We start from the raw sequence: 20,396 nt of genomic DNA on the forward strand, positions 1-20,396 counted from the left end.
ACCTCGCGCTTACCACGTCGCTCTGCTTCGGGCACAAATTTGGCGAAACCCGAGCCCTTGGTATACAGGCCATGATCGCAGCCCTCTTGACGTGAGGCGCGCCCAGGGCCTACGACTTCGGGGCTTCCCCGGAGGACCCCGACCATGCCGATTCCCCGCATCCTCGAAGGCCGCCTCACGCTCCCCGTGATCGGCGCGCCCATGTTCATCGTTTCGGGCCCCGAGCTCGTCATTGCCCAGTGCAAGGCCGGCGTGGTCGGGTCCTTCCCGGCGCTCAACGCGCGTCCGAAGGAGCAACTCGAGGCTTGGATCACACGGATCAAAACCGAGCTCGACGAATACCGCGCCCAAAACCCCGGCGCGCGCGTCGCGCCGTTCGCCGTCAATCAGATCGCGCACCGCTCGAATGACAGGCTCGAACACGACGTCGAGGTCTGCGTCCGCCACGAGGTGCCCATCATCATCACGAGCCTGCGCCCGCCGGCCGAGGTCGTGAAGGCCGTGCATTCGTACGGCGGCATCGTGCTCCACGACGTCATCAACGTGCGTCACGCCGAAAAGGCGCTCGAAGAGGGCGTCGACGGCCTCATCCTCGTCTGCGCGGGCGCGGGCGGCCACGCCGGCGCGCTCTCGCCCTTCGCGCTCGTCGCCGAGGTCCGCAAGTTCTATCAGGGCACGGTTTGCCTCGCCGGCGCCATCTCCACGGGCCGCGACGTCCTCACCGCGCAATCGATCGGCGCCGACCTCGCGTACGTCGGCACGCGCTTCATCGCCACCGAAGAAGCGAACGCGGTGCCCGGCTACAAGCAAATGCTCATCGACACGACGGCGAAGGACGTCGTGTATTCGTCCCTCTTCACCGGCATCCACGGCAATTACCTCAAGCCCTCGGTCGCGGCGGCCGGGCTCGACCCGGACAACCTGCCCGCGGCCGACAAATCCACCATGAATTTCGGCTCCGGCGGCAATACGGCCGCGAAGGCGTGGCGCGACATCTGGAGCGCGGGCCAGGGCGTCGGGAGCATCACGGACGCCCCGCGCGTGGAGACGCTCGTCCGCCGCATGCGGTCCGAGTACGACGCCGCGCGCGAGGACCTCGTCGCCCGGTCGAATACTTTCCGCGGATAGGTCTGTCTGGAAAACTTATTCAAGCGCGCGGCTTCGCCGCGACCGCGCGCTCGCCCTTGGAGAGCCCCTCGCGCGGAATCCCCATCCGCTCGCGCAGATCACCGAGCGGCATGTCGAGCAGCTCGTCGAGCGTCATCCCCTGCCGGTAGAGCGCCCTCGCCGGTTTGGCATCCTCATACGCTTGGAGCATGCGGCTCGGCGAGAGCACGAATCCCAGCGTCGCGGCCGACGCGTTCAGGAGATACACGATCCACGTCTCGCAGCCGCCCATGAGCTCCCATAGCGCGACTTCGCCCTCGCCGATGAAATTGGCCCCGTATCCCGTCGCCACGTGATGCAGATCGTGCAGCGCGATCGCCCAGCGCCGCGGTGGCGGGTTCGGGAGCGTCACCTTGAACCGCCCCCTAACAGCCTGTGGACTTATCCCGAAGGAGGCTCGACAGGAACTGGCGTCGATGGTAGTTTGTCCGCGTCATGTCGATGGGGCGAACACGTGAGAAGCAGGCGTCGCTCTGGGTGGCGGCGCCTTCGCTGCCGCGGTCGCCGGGGCACCGGTTCTACGAGAAGCTGAACGAGCTTCTTCGCGAGAACGGGTTTGACCGGGCCATGGAGGCGGCGTGCGCGAAGTATTTCGAGGCCGACGGGACGGCGGGGAGGCCATCGATCCCGCCTGGGCTTTACTTCCGGATGCTGCTGGTCGGCTACTTCGAGGGGATCGAGTCCGAGCGTGGGCTCGAGTGGCGCTGCTCGGACTCGCTGTCGCTGCGGGAATACCTCGGGCTGTTGCCCGGCGAAACGGTGCCCGACCATTCGACGCTTTCCAAGATGCGCAAGCGCCTCGGCAGTGAGGTTTTCGAGGGGATGTTCGCCTTCGTGCTCGGGGTCGTGAATCGCTCCGGGCTCCTCCATGGCAAAGTCATGGGCGTGGACTCGACGTATCTCCGCGCGGACGCCTCGATGAAGGCGATCGTGCGGCGCGAGACGGGCGAGGTGTACGCGGACTACATCAAGCGGCTGGCGAAGGAGGAAGGCATCGAGAATCCGACCATGGAGGATGCTCGGCGACTCGACCGCAAGCGCAAGGGAAAGAAGACGTCGAATACCGACTGGAAAAGCCCCACCGACGAAGATGCCCGCATCGCAAAGCTCAAGGATGGCCGCACGCGATTGGCCTACAAGACCGAGCATGTCGTCGACATGAGCACGGGCGTCGTGGTCGCCGCGGAGGTCTATTCAGCGAACGAGGCCGACCCAGCGACGATGGCGCAAAGCCTCGAGCAGGCGCGCACGAATGTCGAGCAGGCCAAGAGCAGCGAGGAGCGCGATTCGGACGACGATCCGCCTCCGGAGGGCGGCAGCAGCGACGCGGAGCCCGAGCGCACCGTGATCGAGGTCGTGGCGGACAAGGGGTATCACAAGGCCGAGCTGCTTCTATCGTTGAAGGTGTCCGGCTATCGCACGTACGTCCCGGAGAGGATCCAGTCCGTCCGCAGATGGGTGGACAAGGGCTGGGATATGCAGCAAACGTTTTACGGGAACCGAAACCGCGTGCGTCGTCCGAAGGGGCGCGCTCTTCAACGCAAACGTGGAGAGCTCATCGAACGAACATTCGCCCACGCATGCGAGACGGGCGGAATGAGGAGGGTGCGAGTGAGAGGCCGGGAGAACGTGAGAAAACGCTACCTGGCGCATATCGCCGCGCTCAATTTGGGGCTCGTGCTACGTCAAATACTCGGCGCAGGGACCCCGCGGGCCCTGGCCGCGGCCCGGAAGGGCTCCGCCCTTGCAGTTTTGGTGATATGGGCAGCCATGGTGGCCCTGGTACGGGGCACGCCGAGGCGGTTGGCACGATTTTCCCGGGCCACGTGGCGCGGGATGTACCCGCATCAAATGCAAGATGTTGGGGTCGCGATCGGGGGCGCGTAGATCCACGGGCTGTTAAAAATCATCAGCGAAAACGTCTCGGCCGCGTATTCATCCGTCGTGAACCCATTCTCCGCCAGGTACGCGTCACGCGCCGCGCGCACCGTCAGCGTGGGCGGCAGCGGGCGATCACGCGGAAAGAGCGGAGTCGGGGCGATGTCGTGCAGCGATTCTACAGTGGTCGTGGTCATCGTGATCTCCCCGGCCAGCGAGCGCCGGCCACGAGGAGACTATGGGGTCGCCCGATGCCGGACTCCACTCGCATTCAAAACCGAACGATTTCGACATGTTGAGCCCTGATCCACGATCGACCTTCAAGATTTCGTGCCGGCCGCGCGGGCCGCGGTCCGGTCGAGGAGCCCGAGGGTGAGATCGGCCATGTGGTCGAGCAAGCTCTCGTGTTCGAGCAGCTCCGGACGCTCGCGGGCCACGGCTTCGAGCGCGCCCCGGACGGCGCCGACGGTGAGGAGCGCCATCGCGTCGAGGTCCGCAGAAGGCAAATCCCCCTTGTGGATCTCCAAAAACCGCCTCGTCTCACGCGCGCTTTCGCGCACCGCTCCTTGGATCGCCGGCAAGAGGCCGAGCTCGGGGAGATACCGGATCATCCAGGCATAAAGCCGCGGCCGTTTCATCGGCAGGTCGAGCACGCGGGCGAGCACGAGCCGCGCGCCCTCCCCGAAGGGCAGACCCCGCGACGCGTCCACGGCTTTGCGGATGGCTTCGAGGTCCTCCTCGATCGCGCGCTCGATGAGCGCGCCGAAGAGCGCCTCCTTGCCCGGAAAATATTGATACAACGAGCCAATGCTCACGCCTGCGATGTGCGCGATCTGCTGCGTCGTCGCATTCGCCGGCCCCTCGGCGCCGATCGCCCGCGCGGTCGCCTCCAGAAGGGCCTCGACCGTCGAACGCGAGCGCTCCTGCCGGGGCGTCTTGCGGAACCGTTTGTCCCCGCTCATCCCAGGTAAAGCCGCGCCGAGGTACAGAACCTCGTGTGCGGATCGAATTCGAAGAGCCCCACGCCGCTCCGGCGCGCGCCGTGGGCCGTGAGCGTGCAACGGAAGGCCGTGAAGAACCCTGCGGAGATCGGGGCCTCGATCTCCAGCGAGGCGCCCGGGCCGAGCGCGTCGAAGACGCTCCGCGGCGAATGCCGCTTGCCCGGCTCGATCTCGATCCGCGTCTCGTCGTCCGCGAAGAGCCCCCGCAGCCCTGCGAGATCACGCTCTCGAATCGCGCGGGCGAACTCCTCCGCCGCCGCGTGCCCGCGCTCGAACATGCCCCGCCAGAGGCCTTCGAGGTACGTCGACACATTGGAAAAACCCTGGATCCGCAGCATACGCGCGGTGAGCCCCGTCATCGCGATCAGGCTCGTCGGCCCGCCCTTCACCGCGGACATCGTGACGCCGCGGAGCTCCCAGAACGCCCGCATGCGTTGCACCCGCAGCGCGCCGTCCACCTCGCCGAGCTCGTAGATCAGATACGCGGGCAGCGCCACGCGCGCACCGTTCGGCGTGCGCGTCGTGATGTTCACGTCCCGCACCACCGTGAGCCCTTGCACCACGTCCGCGAGCACCTCGAAGCGCACTTCGTTCGGGGCAATGTAGACGTCGTAAAAGCGCCCGAGCTCGTCGTCGCCGTCGCGCAGATCCGCGCCCTTCCGCGCGGGCGGGCCGCCGACCGGGTCCTCGACGACCGCGCCGTCCGCGAAGAGTCCCACCCAGCCTTCTTTGTCGTGCGCGGCGACGCGGTCGGGCGAGCGCTTCACGACCGCGTGCACATCGTCTCGGCTCCATTCCATGCGCCGCGTATACCACGAAACGGCCGAGCAAGGGCAGCGGGAAGGCGCTCGGCCGGCCGCGGCCGGCCTCCTCGGCAGCGCGGGGCTCGCGCGGCGCCCGCCCCGGCCTTATGCGTCTCGGTGGAGGGGAGGAGACGCGCATGGCGAAAGACGGCAATGGTCACGCGGCGGCGATGCGAAAGCTGAGGCGGCTCGTGAAGGGCATTCGCGTGGCGATGATGACCACGACCACCGGAGACGGCACCTTGCACAGCCGCCCGATGGCCACGTGCGAAGCGCTCGACGAGGACGGCGCGCTCTGGTTCTTCACGTCCTGCGAGACCGCGAAGGTGCACGAGATCAACGCCGATCACCACGTGAACATCGCATACTCCGATCCGGAGAACGATCGATATGTCTCTCTCACGGGCATGGCTCGGGTCGTCCGCGACCGGGAGAAAATGCAGAAGCTCTGGAGCCCGATGCTGCGCGTCTGGTTCCCGCGTGGTCTCGACGAGCCGGACATCGCCCTTTTGCGAGTCGAGGTCGACCGGGCGGAATACTGGGATCCCTCGGCGGGCCTGTTCTCCGCAATCGTCAGCCGCGTGCGCTCGGCCGTGACGGGCGCCCCGGGATTCCCCGCCAGGCACGGCCGGATCGACCTCCGGCATGGCGAGGAGCAGCCACGCGCGGCCTGATCAGCTCGATTTCCAGCAGACCCTCAAAAGACAGGGGCGAGGAGCTCGCCGAGCTCCTCCGACGCTTTGCGAAGGAGGGTCGGATACACGTCCCCGAACAGCTTTTCCGGAATGCCGATGGCGAGGTGCATCCTCTTCGTCGACGCATCGTAGTCATCGGGATGGAAATCCGCGGAGCGCCGTGTCGTCGTGACGAACGAAGGCGTCGTGCCCGCACCAGGAATCGCTGCGTTCATCTCCAGCCGGATTCGGACATCGTTGAAGACGAGTTTGTCTTCCTTGGATACGAACGGCTCGTCCCCCGACACGAGCGTCATCGAGACCACGAGCCGAGGCGTCTCCGGTGCCTCCTTCTCCGTCCGGTTCTGGAACTGAATGGACCCGCCGAACGTGCGCCTCGCGCGCGTGACGATCGAATCGAAGACCCGCTCTTCGACGTCCTTCTCGAACTTCCAGAGGGACGACCCCACCGAGTGGTATCGGTCCCCGTGCTTGTGCATCAAGCCCATCTCCGCCTCCTGGAACGCGTTTGGCAGGACGAGATCCACGTCGAGGACGACCCGCGGATCCTCCTTCGTGTCCAGCCTGGTGAGCAGGGGATTGAAGATGGCACGAGCATCCTTGCCGGTCTGCCCGTTTCGCAGAAGGAGCTGACCAAACTGACCTGCATAAACACGGTGAATCGCCTCGCGTACCGCCTCGGCCCACTTGTCCCCGTAGCGACGCTCGAACGCTTGGAGCGCCAGCACGTCCTGCCTCTGGATGGCCTCCGCGAGATCGGCCTGGGGCAGGAGCTCCGAGCGCACCTCTTGCTCGTATTTCTTGCCGTGGGCGTCGAGGTATTGCTGGTACGCGAACAGGGTCCGCTGCCGCTTCGCCGCCGCGAACATCGCGTCGTCGACCTCGTCCCCATGCGTCCTGCCCCGCGTGTCAGCGAGGTACATGCCATAGGTCGGGACGTCATTCGCCCTCTTCACCATGTCGAAGAGCAGCTCGTCCGCCTCGGCCGCGTGTTTGCCCTCGGGGTACATCGATAGATACTCCGCGAGCGAGACCGCTCGTTTTTTCGCCCGCTCGAACGCAACGTCGTCGAACGCGCTCCGAGGGCGCAGGCCCACGTCGCCATACAGCATTTGCCTCCAGGCGAACTCGGCGTCCGAGCCACGTTCGGCCGCCTCGAGGACCTGGCCGAACATCGACGCGTCGCTCGCGCGATTGCGCGCGAACCACGACGCGGACCCGAGGAGCGCGCCCACCGCGGCCGACGCGAGGACGAGCCATCGAAATGCAGGGACCCGGCTGCCCGATTCCTTTGCGGCCGGCTCCGCGCTCGCCCAGTCGTCGGCGATGCGCAATTCGAAAAAGGGGTCGACTCGTTCGATCCCAGGCTGGTCGGCCGGTAAAACCAGGCGCGCAGCCTCGTCGATCGCCGCCTGGACCTCGCGCGCGAGCTCCGTCGCGTCGTCGGTGACGCCGAGCGGCGCCGCTTCGCCGTCGCCGAAGACAAGGAGCACCTCGTCGCGTTCTCCACCCGCGCGCCCCTCGACGCGCCGCAGCGTCGCGAGCGAGGTGACCGTGAGAATTCGCCCGCGGACCTCGACGAGATCGAGCGGGAAGAGATAGCGGCCCGGCGGGAACGGCGCGCCCTCGTCCTTCGATCGCCGGAAGGAGACGTGCACGATCACGGCGAGCGCGAGCAGCGATGCCGCGAGGACGTGGCCGAGCACGAACGCGCGCGGCTGCACGGCGAAGCGGCCTTCGAGGTCGCCGAAGTGCATGAACCAGAGCACGAGCCAAACGAACGCAGCGGCGATCCCCGCGCCGAGCCAGAAGCGCCGCGAGCCCGGGATCGCGCCTGTCACGTCCTCCTCGGCGCGCAAGAGCGGCGCGGGCATGCCCCCATCTGCGAGCGCGCGGACGAGCCGTTCTCGCACGATGTCCGGAAGCCGGTCGAAATCGAGGACGCGAACGATACGCGGCTCGGCGCCAGAGGAGCGGTAGTGATTGGGTGCGCCCATGGATCCGGGGAGAAATGCAATCACGTTCTCGCTTGACGCGCCACGGAAAATCCGCTAGTCGTGGATCCTGGCGGGCCGCTCGGGCTCCTTCGGCCTCCTTTTCGTCCGCCACATCGCGCCGTTCGCAGCGGTCCACAGGCTCGGTTTCGAGCTTGGCCGGATACGTGCGCGCGGTGTCCGGAGGACGTCGTGGAACGCAAGCTCGTATCGATTCAGGTGGTGGAGAGCCTCGCGCCGATCGAAGGCGCGGATCAAATTGAACAGGCCCGGGTGATGGGCTGGACCGTGGTCGTCAAGAAAGGGGAGTTTCGCCCCGGCGACCGCTGCGTGTTCTTCGAAATCGACAGCGTGCTCCCTTCGAGCGCGCCGTGGGCGGAGTTCATGCGGTCACGCGGGTTCCGCGTGCGGACCATCAAGCTCCGGGGCGTGCTCTCGCAGGGTCTTGCATTGCCGACTGCGATCCTCGACGGCGAGGTCCCGGAGGTCGGGACGGACGTGCGGGATCGGCTCGGCGTCACCAAATACGAGGCCATCTTGCCGGACGCGCGCGAGGTCGCCGGTGGGTTTCCGGCGCTCGTGCCGAAGACGGACGAGATCCGTCTGCAATCGGCGCTCGGCGTGCTCGACGAGATGCGCGGCCAGGCGTTTTACGTCTCGACGAAGCTCGACGGCTCGTCCGCCACGTTCTTCCGCGCGCCCGAAGGCGAGTTTTTCGCGTGCTCACGCAACTGGGCCCTCGCGCCCGGCCCGAATCCGATCTGGAGGGCGGCGGAGCGATACGATCTTGCCAAGCGTCTCCCCCCGGGTATCGCGGTGCAGGGCGAGCTTTGCGGCCCGGGCATTCAAAAGAACCGGCTCGGGCTCTCGGAGGTCGACGTCTTCATGTTCGGCGTGTACGACACGCGCGCGGGCCGTTACCTCGATTTCGCCGATTTCATCGGCTTCTGCAAGGAGTACGGCCTGCGCACCGTGCCCATCGAGCGCGAGGTCCGCGGCGACGAGGCGCTGCACTTCGAGCACACGCTCGATCGCTGGCTCGAAGCGGCGCGAGGCATTTATCCCGGGACGAAAAACCGCAAGGAAGGCATCGTGATCCGTCCCCTCGTCGAGGCGCGCTCCGCGACGCTCGGCGGCCGGCTCTCGTTCAAGGTGATCAACAACGACTTTTTGCTGAAAGACGAGGACTGAACGTCAGGAGACGAGGCGGATCCCCACGGGCAAACCTTCTCCGTAAAACGCCGCCCGGTCCGCCTCCTCCACCGCGACGACCTCCCGCACGGCCCGCACCCATTCCTCGCGCGCGCCCGAGGCGACGAGCTTCCGCTCGACATCACGCCGCACCCGCTCCGAGACGTCACGCGCGCGGTCGCCCGTGAGCCGTGCCATGTCCATCGCCGCCCGTGGCGCCGTGGGCATCTCGGCCCATTTCTCCCGCAAGAGGTGGTCGAGCCAGCGCTCGGCCACGTTCGGCGCAAGGACGTGGTGCGCGCTCGCATAGGCGGGCACACGCGCACCAATCCGCCCGATCGCCGCCCAGTTCCGCGGATCACGGTCGGTCCAGGTCCGTTCGAGCAAATACCCGCCGAGCTCGGTGCGCCGCGCCGGCGGCACGCGCTCCAAGGACGAAGCGAGGTCCACGACGTCCGCGTCGGGCTCGGCGCGAATGCCCTTGGGCTTCTTCAATCGTTTCTCCGACGGCGCGAGGAAGGGATCGACGAGGTCCCGGATCGCCACCTGCGCCGCCTCTTCGAGCCCGCCCGCGATGCGACGCCAGGCGATCCAGAAATGCTGCCACGTCCGCGCCTCCTGCGCGAACACCACGCGCTCGTGAAACAACGAAAAGAGATTCGCCGCGCGCTCCTCGTCGAGCGCATGGCCGAAGCCGGGCCGGAGCGTATACCCCGCGAGTTGCCAGAAGACCCGCTCGTGATCGGCCGAGCGCCGCCGGCCCTTGTGCCCCGGCCAGAGCACGTCGAAAAGCGCGCGGTTCGTCTCGGCCGTCCACGTGGGCCGCTCGCCGAGGATCCGTTCGAGCTCGCGCACGAGATCCTTCACCTCGCGCGGCGTGACGTCCGCCCGCCCCTTGCCATAGATGCGTGAAATGGCCTCGCGCGCGTCCTCGAGCCGTTTGCCGCCGGCCGTCACACCCGGCCGCATCGTTTTGCCCGAAGAAACGCCGCCCTCGGTCTCGACCGCGGTGTCGGGGCTCGTCTCGCGCAGATCCCACGTCAATCGGAAGCGGCGGCCGGCCTCGGCGGCGACTTCGACACATGCGAGCTCCAGCGTGCCGATCGCGCTGAGCTCGCCCGCGAGCGAGACGGTCACCTCGCCGGGACGCGCGCCCGGTTCGAAGGCCGAGGAGACGGGCGGCAACGCGGAGAACCGCTCGATGTCCGGCGTGACGACCGTGCCCGGCAGGTCGAGCGCCTCGTCGGAGGCATACAGGGGAAATCGGACCGGGCGGCCCACCGTGAGTGAAAACGTTCGTCCGGGCACGTCGTAACGAATGCCCTCACGCGCGCCACGCGGCACCACACAGACGGCCTGTCGCTGCCCGGAGGGCCCCGCCGACAAGCCGAGGTAATACCCGCGCGCCGCGCCGCCCCCGATCCGCACGCCCCGGCCGAGGAGAGACAAGCCATACACGACGGCGCCGCGCGCGACGGCGAGATCGGGATGCGGATGCGGCAGGATCTCCGGGCGAACGGCGTTCCACGCTCCGATCGCATCGGCGAGTCGATCGACGATCTGCTTGGCTCGAAAAACACCGCCGTTCAGAAGCAACGCGTGGGGCGCGGGCGCGCCGGGCGCGTGACGGGCGAAGAAATGGGCGACGTGGCGGGTGATGGCGACGTCCCGCTCGTAGGGCAGGCCAAACGCGACGAGCGCGCTGCCGCCGCGGCGCGGGCGATCGGCGAGGGTGGCCGGCGGCAAAAAGCCGTCGAGCACGACCCGCTCGGCCTCCTCGCGGGAGAGGCGCGTGGAGAGCGCGGAGCCGATGAGGCGCGCGCCCTTTCCGAGCACCGTGACTGCAACGTCACTCGGCGGATCGTCGCCGAGGAGCCGCTCCTTGGCGGCGCGGCAAGCGAGCACGAGCTGACCAAAGCGCGCCGGGGGCAATCGGTCCGGCGCTTCGATGAGGCGGCTCTCGCAGAGGTGCGCGAGCGCGAGATCCATGTTGTCGCCGCCGAGAAGCAGATGTTTTCCCACGGCGACACGCTCGACTTCGGTGGACCCGCGTTGTTCGCCTGGACGAACTCTTATCAAGGACAGATCCGTCGTCCCGCCGCCGACATCACAAACGAGGACGAGCGCCTCGCCGCCGCTCCGCCGGCAGAGCGCCGCGAGCTCGCCCTCGCCGGCCCGGGACATGTAATCGTAAAAGGCCGCCTGCGGCTCTTCGAGCAGCCGCACGTCGAATCCGGCGCGCCGCGCGGCCTCGACCGTGAGCTCGCGCGCGTCCTCGTCGAACGACGCGGGCACGGTCAAGACGACGTCCTGCGCTTCGAGTGGATACGCGAGGAACGCTTCGTTCCACGCGCGCTTGACGTGCAAGAGCAATCGCGCGGCCGCGTCGACGGGCGAGAGGCGCGGCAGGTCCTCGGCGTCCTCGCCCGCGCCCCACGGCAAAATGGGCGCGGTTCGATCCACGGCCGCGTGCGCGAGCCAGCTCTTCGACGAGGCGACGAGCCTGCCCGCGACCTCGCCCCCGCGCCGCCGCGCGTGCACGCCGAGCACCCAGGGCGTATCGCCGAACGGATCGGGCAGCGCCTCGCCCGGAATGGGCGCATAAAGAAACGACGGAAAGAGCGGCTGGGGCTCGATCTCGCCGGCGCTCACGAGCTGGGGGATCGGAAAGACCTCGGGCGGCCGGCTGCTCGCCGGGTCGGCCCAGGCGACCACGGTATGCGTCGTGCCGAGATCGATCCCGACAATGCGGCGCGCGCTCATGAAAAAACTCCTAGCCTTCCACGGCGACCTCGCCGCCGTGCGCGCGTACGCCGAGCTCCACCTTCCACTTTTCCCCCGACTTTTGCGGCTCGATCGGCACGGCCTCGACGAGCAACGTCCCGACCTCGGTGATGCTCGATCGCAGCCGCACGGGCACGACGTCGCCCTCGCGACGCCCGTCCGCCGGCAAGGTCACTTCAATAGGCGCAAGCTCGTCGAGCTCGCCCTCGCCCCACGATTCCAGCTCGACTCCAGCCGCGTCGTCCCGACGAACCGACGAGCCGAAGAACCGGAATCGCACGGGCTCGCCGACCACGACGCCGAGCTCCTGCGGCGGCAAGGCAGCCTCCGTGCCCTCCTCCATCCCAAACGGCGCCACGCACAGCGCGCTGATCGGCGGTTCGAGGCCGGGCACGGCCGGCACTGCGCTCTCGATGCCCACGTAATACGCCCGCGCCGTGCCGCCACGAATGCGCAGGCCCCGGCCCTTGCGCACGAGCCCGTACGTGGCCGCGCCCCGCGCGACCGCGAGGTCGAGATCGGCCGCGGGCAAGACGCGCACCGGCGCGCCGCCGTCCGCCTGGAGCCATGCATCGAGGGTCGAGACGATGCGCTGGGCGAGCACCTTGCCCTTCATGACGCCGCCATTGAAGAGCAGGACCGTCGGGTGCAGGAGCGTCCGGCCCTCGCGCTTCGGAAAACCTTCGATCCGATCGAGCGCGCGCGCATGACGGCCGAGGAACGCCGCGAGGTGACGCGTGACGCCCGCGTCCTGCGCATACGGCAAGCCGAGCTGCGTGAGGCCGCCGCGGGCGCGCTGCGCGGGGCGAGCGTTTGCTCCGACGACCGGGAAAAACCCGTCGACGAGGATCTTTGCGACCTCGGATTGCAAAAGCTCGGTCCGCAAAGACGATCCGAGGAGCTTCGCCCCGCGGCTCGGGACGACCATCGGCATGCTCTCGATCGAGGCGTCCGAGAGGAGCCGCTCCTTGGCCACACGCGCCGCATGCGTGAGCGCGATCATTTGCCATCGATCGAGCTCTTTGCCCTCCGCGACGAACTTCTGCCGCGCCACGTGCGCGAGCGCGAGGTCCATGTTGTCGCCGCCGAGCAGGATGTGATCCCCCACGGCCACACGCTCGAGCACGAGCGAGCCATTCACCTCGGTCGCGGCGATGGCCGAAAAATCGGTCGTGCCGCCGCCGACGTCGACCACGAGGATCACGTCGCCCGGGTGAATGTATTTGCGCCAATCCTCGCCCGCGGCGTCGATCCAGGCATACAGCGCGGCCTGCGGCTCTTCGAGCAACGTGAGATCCTCGAACCCGGCGAGCCCTGCGGCCTCGACCGTGAGGTCCCGCGCCGCCGCGTCGAACGAGGCCGGCACCGTGAGCACGATCTCCTGCGCCGAGAGCGATTGCTCCTTTCCTTGCCGATGCACCCACGCCTCGGCCAGGTGCTCCAGGTATCGCCACGAAGCCTCGACGGGCGAAATCTTCTCGACGTCCTCGGGCGCGCCGAGCGGCAACAGCGCCGAGCGCCGGTCCACGCCCGCATGCGAGAGCCAGCTCTTCGCGCTCGACACGAGCCGGATCGGCGCGTCGATGCCGCGCGTGCGTGCATATTCACCCACGACGAACGTACGCTCGGCGTCCCAAGGTAAACCCTGCGCGCCTTCGCTCTCGTGCGCGGCGTAATAGAAGGACGGCAAGAGCGTCCGCTCCTCCAGCGTGCCGCGGGCGACGAGCTGGAGAATGGGCAGGACCTCGGAACGTGGTTTTTCCGCGGCGCTCTCGGCGAATGCGAGGGCCGAATGGGTGGTGCCGAGATCGATACCAACGACGAAACGTGCGGTCACAGCTCCACCTCCGCGGGCGCGAGGATCTTCGGATCGTGTCCGGCCGTGGGCGTGGGCAAGCTGAGCTCCGTCACCCTCCAGCCCCGATGCTGGATCGTCCCTCGATAAGGAGGTTTGCCCTGCACGTTGCCCGTGAGCTTCACCTCGGCCGGCGAGAACCCGGCTTCCAGCGTCACCTTGTGCCCCTCCTCCTCGCTCCTCACAGGGACGATCGTCAGGTGGTCGTGCAACGCCTTGCGGCATCCCTCGTGGACGACGCGGACGGCGGCGCCGATCTCGGCGTCCGGGAACGTGGCGATGTCCTGCTCCAGGAAGTCGACGAGCCTGCCCTCCCGCTGGAGGAGCGCGAGGAGCGACAGGGCCGGGGAGAGGTCGGGCTCCGCGGGCTTTTCGGGCGCAGGTTTCTTGGCCTTTTCAGGCAGCTTGGCGGGCTCGGGCTCGGGGGGCGGGAGGGCCGGAACGGCGGCCTTGAACACGCGAGCCGCGAATTGGCCGTCGAACAGAACCCGAACCAGGCAGGCCCAGGCAAACCAGAGCCGTGTGGCGAGAGGGAGCGGGGTTTCTTCGGACACGCGGGAAGGGTAACGCGTGCCGCGCGAAGGTGGGAGTTTCCGGCGAGTGCCTTTCGTTCGGGGGTGAAGCCTGGGCCGCTGGCAAGCAGGCGGGGCGGCTCAGAACACGCGTCCGAGCTCGTTCCTCGCCACCATCGCCTCGAACTGCTGCCCGAGCGTCCGGGCGAAGCGAGCGTCCCGCACGAGCACGCCGGCCTCGATGTTGTCGTTCTGGGCGGCCTCGCTGAAGTTCGCCGACGACACCAGCGCCACCTCGTCGTCGACGCTCACGCACTTCGCGTGGAGCTTGGGCGCGTGGTCCCCCTCGAGCGCGCGCGGGTCGTAGAAGACGGCGGGCAGGCGGGCGTCTCGCCAGTGCCTCTCCACGAACGAGCGGCGGAACGCGGCCACCGGGTCCTCCCCCCGCTGCATCTTGCCCTCCATCAGCTTGCGGCTGACGTTCACGAAGATCCGCACCTCGAAGCTCCCGTCACGTCGCATCTTCTCCACGAGCGGCGCGAAGAGCTTCTCCGACGCGCCGACGTTGCCTCGGTTCTCCACGGCCGGCAGCCAATCCTTGTCGAGCGACAATCGCCCCTGCTTCACCCCGCGATCGAGCCTCGGGTCCGCCTCGCGCACGGACCTGGAACACGAACGCCGCGTCGCGGGGCTCCTCGGAGGCGCGGCGATTGACGAGGAACAATGTATTACGACGACGAAGGGGGCGGGCGAGAGAGGGACGTCCCCTCACAGATTCTGTCCGTTGCAACGAAAGTTCGTTGACAACACGTGGCCCACACTGTTAGCCATGCTTACATAAGATTCTTTTGTCCCGTGGCATTGGCTGGCGTGCCCCTGTTTGGTCTCGCCCATGCAGCCGCGCCTCGCGGACGGTGAGAGTTGCACACTTTCGCAGGGAGTATCGATGTCCACGTCCAGAATCATCGATGGTCGTCCAAGAGCGGCGGCATCCGCCGTGCAACCCGATCTCTCGAAGCGCCGGAGGCGCGGGCGGGCATTCAGGATCGCCGCCGCAGGGCTCGGCGCATGGGCCTCGATGGGTGGTCCTTGGCTCGCCGGCGACGCATCGGCGGCCGATCCCATCAAGGTCACGATCACGTCGGGCGGGCCCGATCGCGCATACCCGCTGGGGCAGGAGTTCCGCGTGGAGGGGAAGCCGGCGAAGGTCCCCGAGCAGGTCGACCTCGTCATCGTCCGGGCGGCGCAGACCATCCTGGGAGTTGGCGACCCGTCCGGCAAGACATGCTCCGACGTGAAGGAGAGGATCCTCGACGGCAAGGGGAACGTGCGTGAGTTCGAAAGGAACGCGCCGGTCGGCGCAACGAGGTTTGATGCGTTATGGGGCACGGTCGACAAAGGCATAAACGAGCTCTCGGCGTACCGGGCGAGCCCGTGGAAGCGCGAGTCCGAAAAGGACACGACGTATTCGCTGTTCGTGCCGAACGACAGCATGTTCATGCCGGGCGCCAGTTATTGCGTCTTCCTGCTCCAGACCGACAAGTCGCCGCTCGTCATGAAAGGGATACTCGAGGCCGTCACCAAGTTCGCGGAGGGATGGGGCGTGTGCGACGGGGCCCCCAGCCCGAACGACTGCACCACCGTGAGCAACACCTACGATCAAGCAATCAAAGATGCGCTCGAGGCCTCGAACCTGGACGCCAAGGGAAAGGCCGACGTCCAGAAGCAGCTCGATGGATTGAGGAGCGCTCTCGACACGGTGCGCTTGACGTACAAGCGTTGGGGGGAATTCGTCACCCACTGGGACCGCGCGGTCTACAAGCGTGGTGATAGCAAGGGCGTCAAGAGGCCGAATCTCATCGACATTCAGGTCGATCTTTCGGAAGACCCGCCGGCCTCGCTCCCCAAGCTGATCGCCGATCTGCTCGTGGCGCACGGGGAGCTCGTAGCCGTCCCGACGAAGGTCAAGCTTCCCGCCAAGGGCACGGAGAGAGAGGTATGGCGGGTCCAGTATCTGGCGCCGGAGGGGATGCGCCCCATCACCCACATCACGATCGACGGCGATGGGGAGGTGATCCGGGTCCGCAACGCGAGTGATTCCAAGGCGCCCACGGCGCTGAAGACCAAGACCTCCGGCCTTTCCCTGCCGGGCTCGAAGATCACCCTGCGCGACCTCCTGGAGCTCTCGCTCGGCAAACTCAAGTTCGGCTCGCAGTATCTGACCCTCTCGGAGGGACAGATGAAGGAACTAAACACGGTCCTCGACAAGAGCGGGCTCAACATCTCTACCAAGAAGCTCGAGACCACCGTCGATCCCTTCCTCGATTGGCTGGGGGAGCTCGACCTCGCGGTGACACGCGCGTGGCAGGCGGGGGCTCCCGTGGCGGAGCCCGTGCCCTTCGTGCTCACCTGGACGCCACTCTACGCGTCCCTTGGCGCGTGGCTCAAAGAGGCGGTGCTGAACCCTTGTGACAAGTTCAAGGTCCTTCCGAAGGGCCTCGACCTAGGTTCATGCGTCCCGGATCAGGGCAAACCGACGGAGGCCGCCTGGCCGGGCTTCCAGGATAACCGGAAAAACCCGATCTGGAGCTTGCGGGATAGTCTCAACAATCTTCGCAACAGCGCGGTGCAGGCCCAGACGTACAAGACCGACCTCGAGGGCCGAACGCAGCTCTCCAGCACGAAGCTCGCCTCCACGATCAACGTCGCCAACAGGATCGATCGGAACGCCTGGTTCGGGCAACACGTCGTGACGACCGTCGGGGTCGCCAATGTCATCAACAGCGCGGCCCCGCTCTGGGTCAATTATTACGGGTTCAAGCTCTACTTCTGGGCCAACCCCGTCGACCAGCCCCGATGGGTGGGGAGCCCCATGTGGTACCGCAACCTGTCCCTGGAGTTCGCGATCGTGCCGAACCTGGATACCTTTGGATCCTCCGGGCGATACCAGGGCCTTTCCAAGGGCGACATCCCGCCGCTCATGGTGGGCGCCGCAATTCAGCCCGTGCCTTACATCACGCTCTCCGCCGGTGCCATCTTCATGGAGAGCCGGCAGACCGTGCTCCCTCAAGAGAGGGCGAGCACCTTCATCAGCCCCTATGTCGCGTTCGCGGCCGACCTCAACCTGCTCGACTTCGTGGCTGCCGCCCTGAGCCAGGGGCGCACGACCACCATCAGCGCGCTCGTGAAGCCGTGAGGGGAAATTGCCATGTGGAACGACACAAATGACTCGAATGGAGGAGAAACGAATGGAGATTTACGACCTTCGCGTGGAGGGCCCGGTGGTGAACGGGAAGCCGCACGAGCTGGAGATCGAGTACACGGCGCCCGAGGGAGACGTGATTACGCTCGAATTGTATCCCAGCTCGTTCCAGTTCAAGGAGAAGGACGACAAGCTGGTCGACACGGTGAATGTGAAGCTGCCACCGTCGGGCGTACGGACGACCCACCGCGAGAAGGTGATTATCACCGGCAGCATTTCGAGCGTGACGATCTTCGTGAGCACGAAGCCCCACATCAGGCGCACACGCACGTTCCAGCCCTCGTCCTGATCCTCGCCGCGGCGCTCGCGGGGGGCTGCTCGGACGACGCCCCGCTCGTGACCACGCGTATGCGTGTCGACAAGCTCGACCTTGCGGCGGGATGTTATCGGCCCTGCGAGGGGTCGGCGACGGTCACCGAATACGAGGAGGGGCTCTGCCCCGACGGGAGCAAGGCGGCCTGCGGCTTCGAGGCCGGGCTCGGGCAATTGCGGGTCGTCGTCCCGGTCGAGGTGGACCTCGAGACGAAGGAGACGCTCGCTCCGCCGACGCTCACCCTCCTCGTCGACGACGAGCCGACGACGATCACGGACGGGCGGATCGTGGAGCATCCCCTCGGCAACAAAGCGGTGTTCTCGGCCGTCGTCGACGTGCCCACGCAACAGGCCGCCAGCTTCCTGCTCCAGTTCAAGGTGGTGGAGGGGTACGAGGCGGCGTCGACGAACTTCACCATCGCCGCGCCCGCGCTCACGACGAATCTCCACGCGGGCGCATCCACGCTGCCCGCGGGCTTCGGCAATGTCTCCGTCGGGGTCCGCACGCCCGCCGGATTGCAGGGCGGGAAGCTCCGTCAATGGATCGGAGACGAGCCGCTGCAAGAGCTCGACATGGCCCCGAAGAGCACCGACCCGGGTTACTCCGAGTGGCAGGTCTCGGTCGCCACGCCCTCCAAGGTCGGCACCTGGAAGCTGCAAGCCTACGTGGGAGGCCACGCGGCCACGCCCGTCTCGGTGACGGTCGAGGACCCGAAGCACCACCTGGAAATCGTGGGCTGCGTCGACGATTCTTGCGAAAAGAGGGCCGGCGTCGGCAAGGCCGACGTCGAGGTGGAGACGCTCACGACCGTCCAGGAGGCGAGCCTGCTCCAGTGGATCGACGGCGTGCAGCAGCTCCCGGTCGCCTTCACGAAGGGGCCCATTATCGACGGCAAGCAGCGCTGGACGTTCAGCGCGAACACGCTGATCCAGGAAGGCGCGACCTGGCGCTTTCAGGCGGTGGCCGGCGGGTTCTCGTCGAATTCGCGAATCGTGACGATCGTGAGACCCGGCATCGAGGTCGGCATCCTGCCCTGCACGCCGGGGCTTGCGTGCGCCCTCGAAAAGGGGAGCGAGGCCATCCTGGTGGTGACCGCGCCGCGCGACATCACGCCGGCCAAGGCCAGCGTCAAGGTGACCTTGAACGGCATCCCCGTCCCGAACATCGATTACCCGGTGAGCCTGGACGAGGTGATAGGCGACAAGCGCGTGGGGTATTTCACGACCACGGTGCCGGACGCTCCGGAGAAGGTCTGGCGGGCTCGCGCCGTGATCAACCAGAGCTCCTCGGACGCGAGCCAGCCAGTCGAAATCCTACCTTAAATGAAAGGGGGGCGAGCCCGACGCGTGGGCTCCCCTCCCCCCATTCCTCACCCCTCCGCGCCGTCGTCCTCCGCCGCGCCGCTCGCGCGCAGGTGGATGCGCTTGTATTCTTTCGACGCCGGCCCGTGCGCGGCGCGCACCACGCGCTTGAAGGCGAGGTACTTCTCGTAGGCCGGACCGTAGGCCGCCGCGCGCGCTTGCTTGGCGTTCGCCAGGTCCTTGTTTGCGTCGATTGATTCGTTGATTTCCTTCACCACCTGCGGCGCGAGCTTGCCGAATTCGCCGTTCACGATGTCGTCGGCCCAGGCGCTCCCCACGTGATCGTCGATCGCGTCGAGCAGGGCCTCGATGGCCGTCATCTTGTCGGTATCGGTCGGCTGCCTTTTCAGGGTATCGGGCACCCGGAGCGTCGGCACGTAGGCCAATGCGACGGCGCGCGCCTCGCGATAAGGTCGATCGATCGATTCGAGCGCGGCCGCCGCCTCCGTGCCCTCCTTGCCCGCGGCGCTCTCGCCCGCCACGACCGACTTGTGCGCGCCGAGGAACGCCGCGGCCGCCGCCTTCAAGACGTCCGCATACACGCGCGACACGACCTGCCGCGCATCCGGAGCCACGCCGAGCTCCTCACTTCGCGTGAGCACCCGATGAAAGCGCTTGTAGTCGATCCCACTCATCTCTCCCTGACCTCCCTGGCGCAGTGTACGCCCGTTTGGTGTGGACGGTAGCAGAAGGCTTGTGGGCGGGGGAGCAGAACCGTACGGCTGTACACGATCGATGAGGAGACGGGCCGGAGCGCGGGGCGGGGCTGCGCGAAGCGGGGCCGGGCGTGCGCGAGGAGAACGCGGCGGCGCGGAAACGAAAAGCTTTTCCGTGGGAAGCGGAGGCTCGGACCCAAGGAGCGAATCGCTCGTCCGCAGGAGCGAATCGCTCGTCCGCGGGAGCGAATCGCTCTTCCGTGGGAGCGAATCGCTCGTCCGTGGGAGCGAGTCGCTCTTCCGTGGGAAGGTCGGCGTGTGATGTAGCTCGCTTCCCCCAACGTGCAGGAGGGAGCCGCGGGGAGACGAGGAGCGAGAGGCGGAGACGTTTGGAGCGCGGGGAGGTCGGTTTGGTTGGTTGCCTCAGGGGTGGTGGTGGAGCGGGGGCGAGGGCTCTCCGCTTCACTTCCCGAACGGCGGCCGCGTCGGCGTCGGGTTCGTTTCGGCGGTCTTGCACCGCTCGAAGTCGTACGGGTTGCCCTCGTTGCAGAAGATCAGGTTATCGAAGCAGCAGGCGGGGCAATAGAGCTCCTCGCCTCGTTCGATGCAGCCCTGATAGCACTTGTTGGTCGGCTCGTGACACTCTTCACGGACGCGGACGCGCCCCGCGTCGTTCGTTTTCGACGAATGCTTGCGCGGGGACTCCTCGCAAGCGGCGAGCAGCGCCAGGAGCCATGGGATCATCACGAGCGTGGTTCGATGCGTGTTCATGCCACTAGTCTCCCTTGTCCGGGCAACTGTAGAAGCTGTACCAACCGGCGTCGGAGCTGCAAGCAGTGGCGCTTTCGTTGCAACAATCCCTGCACGCGGAACCAGCGCCGGCTTTGGCACAACTGTTATGGCAGGCAAATGCCTTCCGCTCAC

At 67.1% G+C, this 20,396-nt stretch carries 18 protein-coding genes; 7 read left to right on the forward strand and 11 right to left on the reverse strand.

The features are described 5' to 3' along the window. The first annotated feature begins 144 nt into the window (after positions 1-144). A complete protein-coding gene (locus POL67_RS46705) occupies positions 145-1,128 on the forward strand; it encodes an NAD(P)H-dependent flavin oxidoreductase (protein WP_271928156.1) in 984 nt (327 codons plus the stop codon). 19 nt (positions 1,129-1,147) lie between these two features. Here the strand turns inward: POL67_RS46705 and POL67_RS46710 are convergent, their stop codons facing one another. Next, a complete protein-coding gene (locus POL67_RS46710; RefSeq protein WP_271928158.1) occupies positions 1,148-1,519 on the reverse strand; it encodes a hypothetical protein in 372 nt (123 codons plus the stop codon). 89 nt (positions 1,520-1,608) lie between these two features. Here POL67_RS46710 and POL67_RS46715 point away from each other — a divergent pair, with 89 nt between their 5' ends. Beyond that, positions 1,609-3,054, forward strand: coding sequence for a transposase (locus POL67_RS46715; protein WP_271915888.1), 1,446 nt, complete (start codon positions 1,609-1,611; stop codon positions 3,052-3,054). Here the strand turns inward: POL67_RS46715 and POL67_RS46720 are convergent. The 3 genes from POL67_RS46720 to POL67_RS46730 form a co-directional block, all read right to left on the reverse strand. Then, positions 3,015-3,242 (reverse strand): hypothetical protein, encoded by a 228-nt coding sequence (locus POL67_RS46720; RefSeq protein WP_271928159.1) that lies wholly within the window; start codon positions 3,240-3,242, stop codon positions 3,015-3,017. The genes POL67_RS46715 and POL67_RS46720 overlap by 40 nt on opposite strands. A 123-nt stretch (positions 3,243-3,365) precedes the next feature. Beyond that, positions 3,366-4,007, reverse strand: a complete 642-nt coding sequence (locus POL67_RS46725) for a TetR/AcrR family transcriptional regulator (RefSeq protein ID WP_271928161.1) — start codon at positions 4,005-4,007, stop codon at positions 3,366-3,368. Further along, entirely contained in the window at positions 4,004-4,846 is an 843-nt protein-coding gene (locus POL67_RS46730; RefSeq protein WP_271928193.1) for a nuclear transport factor 2 family protein, read from the reverse strand. The genes POL67_RS46725 and POL67_RS46730 overlap by 4 nt, the downstream gene beginning before the upstream one ends. Before the next feature lie 140 nt (positions 4,847-4,986). Between POL67_RS46730 and POL67_RS46735 the strand changes: the two genes are divergently transcribed. Continuing rightward, positions 4,987-5,523 carry a pyridoxamine 5'-phosphate oxidase family protein gene (locus POL67_RS46735; protein WP_271928195.1) on the forward strand — a complete coding sequence of 179 codons (537 nt, stop codon included), beginning with the start codon at positions 4,987-4,989 and terminating at the stop codon, positions 5,521-5,523. 23 nt (positions 5,524-5,546) lie between these two features. Here POL67_RS46735 and POL67_RS46740 read toward each other — a convergent pair whose 3' ends face one another. Continuing rightward, a complete protein-coding gene (locus tag POL67_RS46740) occupies positions 5,547-7,541 on the reverse strand; it encodes a hypothetical protein (RefSeq protein WP_271928197.1) in 1,995 nt (664 codons plus the stop codon). Between the two features lie 189 nt (positions 7,542-7,730). On the opposite strand from POL67_RS46740, the gene POL67_RS46745 reads away from it, so the two are divergent. Further along, positions 7,731-8,729 carry an RNA ligase (ATP) gene (locus POL67_RS46745; RefSeq protein WP_271928198.1) on the forward strand — a complete coding sequence of 333 codons (999 nt, stop codon included), beginning with the start codon at positions 7,731-7,733 and terminating at the stop codon, positions 8,727-8,729. A gap of 3 nt (positions 8,730-8,732) precedes the next feature. Here POL67_RS46745 and POL67_RS46750 read toward each other — a convergent pair whose 3' ends face one another. From POL67_RS46750 to POL67_RS46765, 4 genes are all read right to left on the reverse strand, one after another. Further along, positions 8,733-11,492, reverse strand: a complete 2,760-nt coding sequence (locus tag POL67_RS46750) for a hsp70 family protein (protein WP_271928200.1) — start codon at positions 11,490-11,492, stop codon at positions 8,733-8,735. A 10-nt stretch (positions 11,493-11,502) separates the two neighbouring features. Beyond that, entirely contained in the window at positions 11,503-13,350 is a 1,848-nt protein-coding gene (locus tag POL67_RS46755) for an Hsp70 family protein (RefSeq protein WP_271928202.1), read from the reverse strand. Continuing rightward, positions 13,347-13,922 carry a DUF2760 domain-containing protein gene (locus POL67_RS46760; RefSeq protein ID WP_271928204.1) on the reverse strand — a complete coding sequence of 192 codons (576 nt, stop codon included), beginning with the start codon at positions 13,920-13,922 and terminating at the stop codon, positions 13,347-13,349. Before POL67_RS46760 ends, POL67_RS46755 begins: the two co-directional genes overlap by 4 nt. Before the next feature lie 99 nt (positions 13,923-14,021). Continuing rightward, positions 14,022-14,507: a phospholipase D-like domain-containing protein gene (locus POL67_RS46765; protein WP_271928205.1), complete on the reverse strand. Its 486-nt coding sequence runs from the start codon at positions 14,505-14,507 to the stop codon at positions 14,022-14,024. 451 nt (positions 14,508-14,958) lie between these two features. Between POL67_RS46765 and POL67_RS46770 the strand changes: the two genes are divergently transcribed. The 3 genes from POL67_RS46770 to POL67_RS46780 are packed head-to-tail and all read left to right on the forward strand — an operon-like array spanning position 14,959 to position 18,777. Continuing rightward, positions 14,959-17,076 (forward strand): hypothetical protein, encoded by a 2,118-nt coding sequence (locus POL67_RS46770; RefSeq protein ID WP_271928207.1) that lies wholly within the window; start codon positions 14,959-14,961, stop codon positions 17,074-17,076. A 28-nt stretch (positions 17,077-17,104) separates the two neighbouring features. Next, on the forward strand, positions 17,105-17,431 hold the full coding sequence (locus tag POL67_RS46775) for a hypothetical protein (RefSeq protein WP_271928208.1): 327 nt from the start codon (positions 17,105-17,107) through the stop codon (positions 17,429-17,431). Positions 17,432-17,478: 47 nt separating this feature from the next. Beyond that, positions 17,479-18,777 (forward strand): ML domain-containing protein, encoded by a 1,299-nt coding sequence (locus tag POL67_RS46780; protein WP_271928210.1) that lies wholly within the window; start codon positions 17,479-17,481, stop codon positions 18,775-18,777. Positions 18,778-18,824: 47 nt separating this feature from the next. Here the strand turns inward: POL67_RS46780 and POL67_RS46785 are convergent, their stop codons facing one another. Both POL67_RS46785 and POL67_RS46790 read right to left on the reverse strand, forming a co-directional pair. Next, positions 18,825-19,451: a hypothetical protein gene (locus POL67_RS46785; RefSeq protein WP_271928212.1), complete on the reverse strand. Its 627-nt coding sequence runs from the start codon at positions 19,449-19,451 to the stop codon at positions 18,825-18,827. 483 nt (positions 19,452-19,934) lie between these two features. Continuing rightward, positions 19,935-20,243 carry a hypothetical protein gene (locus POL67_RS46790; RefSeq protein ID WP_271928214.1) on the reverse strand — a complete coding sequence of 103 codons (309 nt, stop codon included), beginning with the start codon at positions 20,241-20,243 and terminating at the stop codon, positions 19,935-19,937. Positions 20,244-20,396: the final 153 nt, after the last annotated feature.

It is taken from the genome of Polyangium mundeleinium (assembly GCF_028369105.1).
GTDB classification, from domain to species: domain Bacteria; phylum Myxococcota_A; class Polyangia; order Polyangiales; family Polyangiaceae; genus Polyangium; species Polyangium mundeleinium.

Coding starts and splice junctions, on each gene's coding strand:
- POL67_RS46725 (WP_271928161.1), bottom strand. CDS start 4,007: ATGAGCGGGGACAAACGGTTCCGCAAGACGCCCCGGCAGGAGCGCTCG.
- POL67_RS46715 (WP_271915888.1), top strand. CDS start 1,609: ATGGGGCGAACACGTGAGAAGCAGGCGTCGCTCTGGGTGGCGGCGCCT.
- POL67_RS46790 (WP_271928214.1), bottom strand. CDS start 20,243: ATGAACACGCATCGAACCACGCTCGTGATGATCCCATGGCTCCTGGCG.
- POL67_RS46770 (WP_271928207.1), top strand. CDS start 14,959: ATGGGTGGTCCTTGGCTCGCCGGCGACGCATCGGCGGCCGATCCCATC.
- POL67_RS46750 (WP_271928200.1), bottom strand. CDS start 11,492: ATGAGCGCGCGCCGCATTGTCGGGATCGATCTCGGCACGACGCATACC.
- POL67_RS46735 (WP_271928195.1), top strand. CDS start 4,987: ATGGCGAAAGACGGCAATGGTCACGCGGCGGCGATGCGAAAGCTGAGG.
- POL67_RS46775 (WP_271928208.1), top strand. CDS start 17,105: ATGACTCGAATGGAGGAGAAACGAATGGAGATTTACGACCTTCGCGTG.
- POL67_RS46730 (WP_271928193.1), bottom strand. CDS start 4,846: ATGGAATGGAGCCGAGACGATGTGCACGCGGTCGTGAAGCGCTCGCCC.
- POL67_RS46785 (WP_271928212.1), bottom strand. CDS start 19,451: ATGAGTGGGATCGACTACAAGCGCTTTCATCGGGTGCTCACGCGAAGT.
- POL67_RS46740 (WP_271928197.1), bottom strand. CDS start 7,541: ATGGGCGCACCCAATCACTACCGCTCCTCTGGCGCCGAGCCGCGTATC.
- POL67_RS46705 (WP_271928156.1), top strand. CDS start 145: ATGCCGATTCCCCGCATCCTCGAAGGCCGCCTCACGCTCCCCGTGATC.
- POL67_RS46720 (WP_271928159.1), bottom strand. CDS start 3,242: ATGACCACGACCACTGTAGAATCGCTGCACGACATCGCCCCGACTCCG.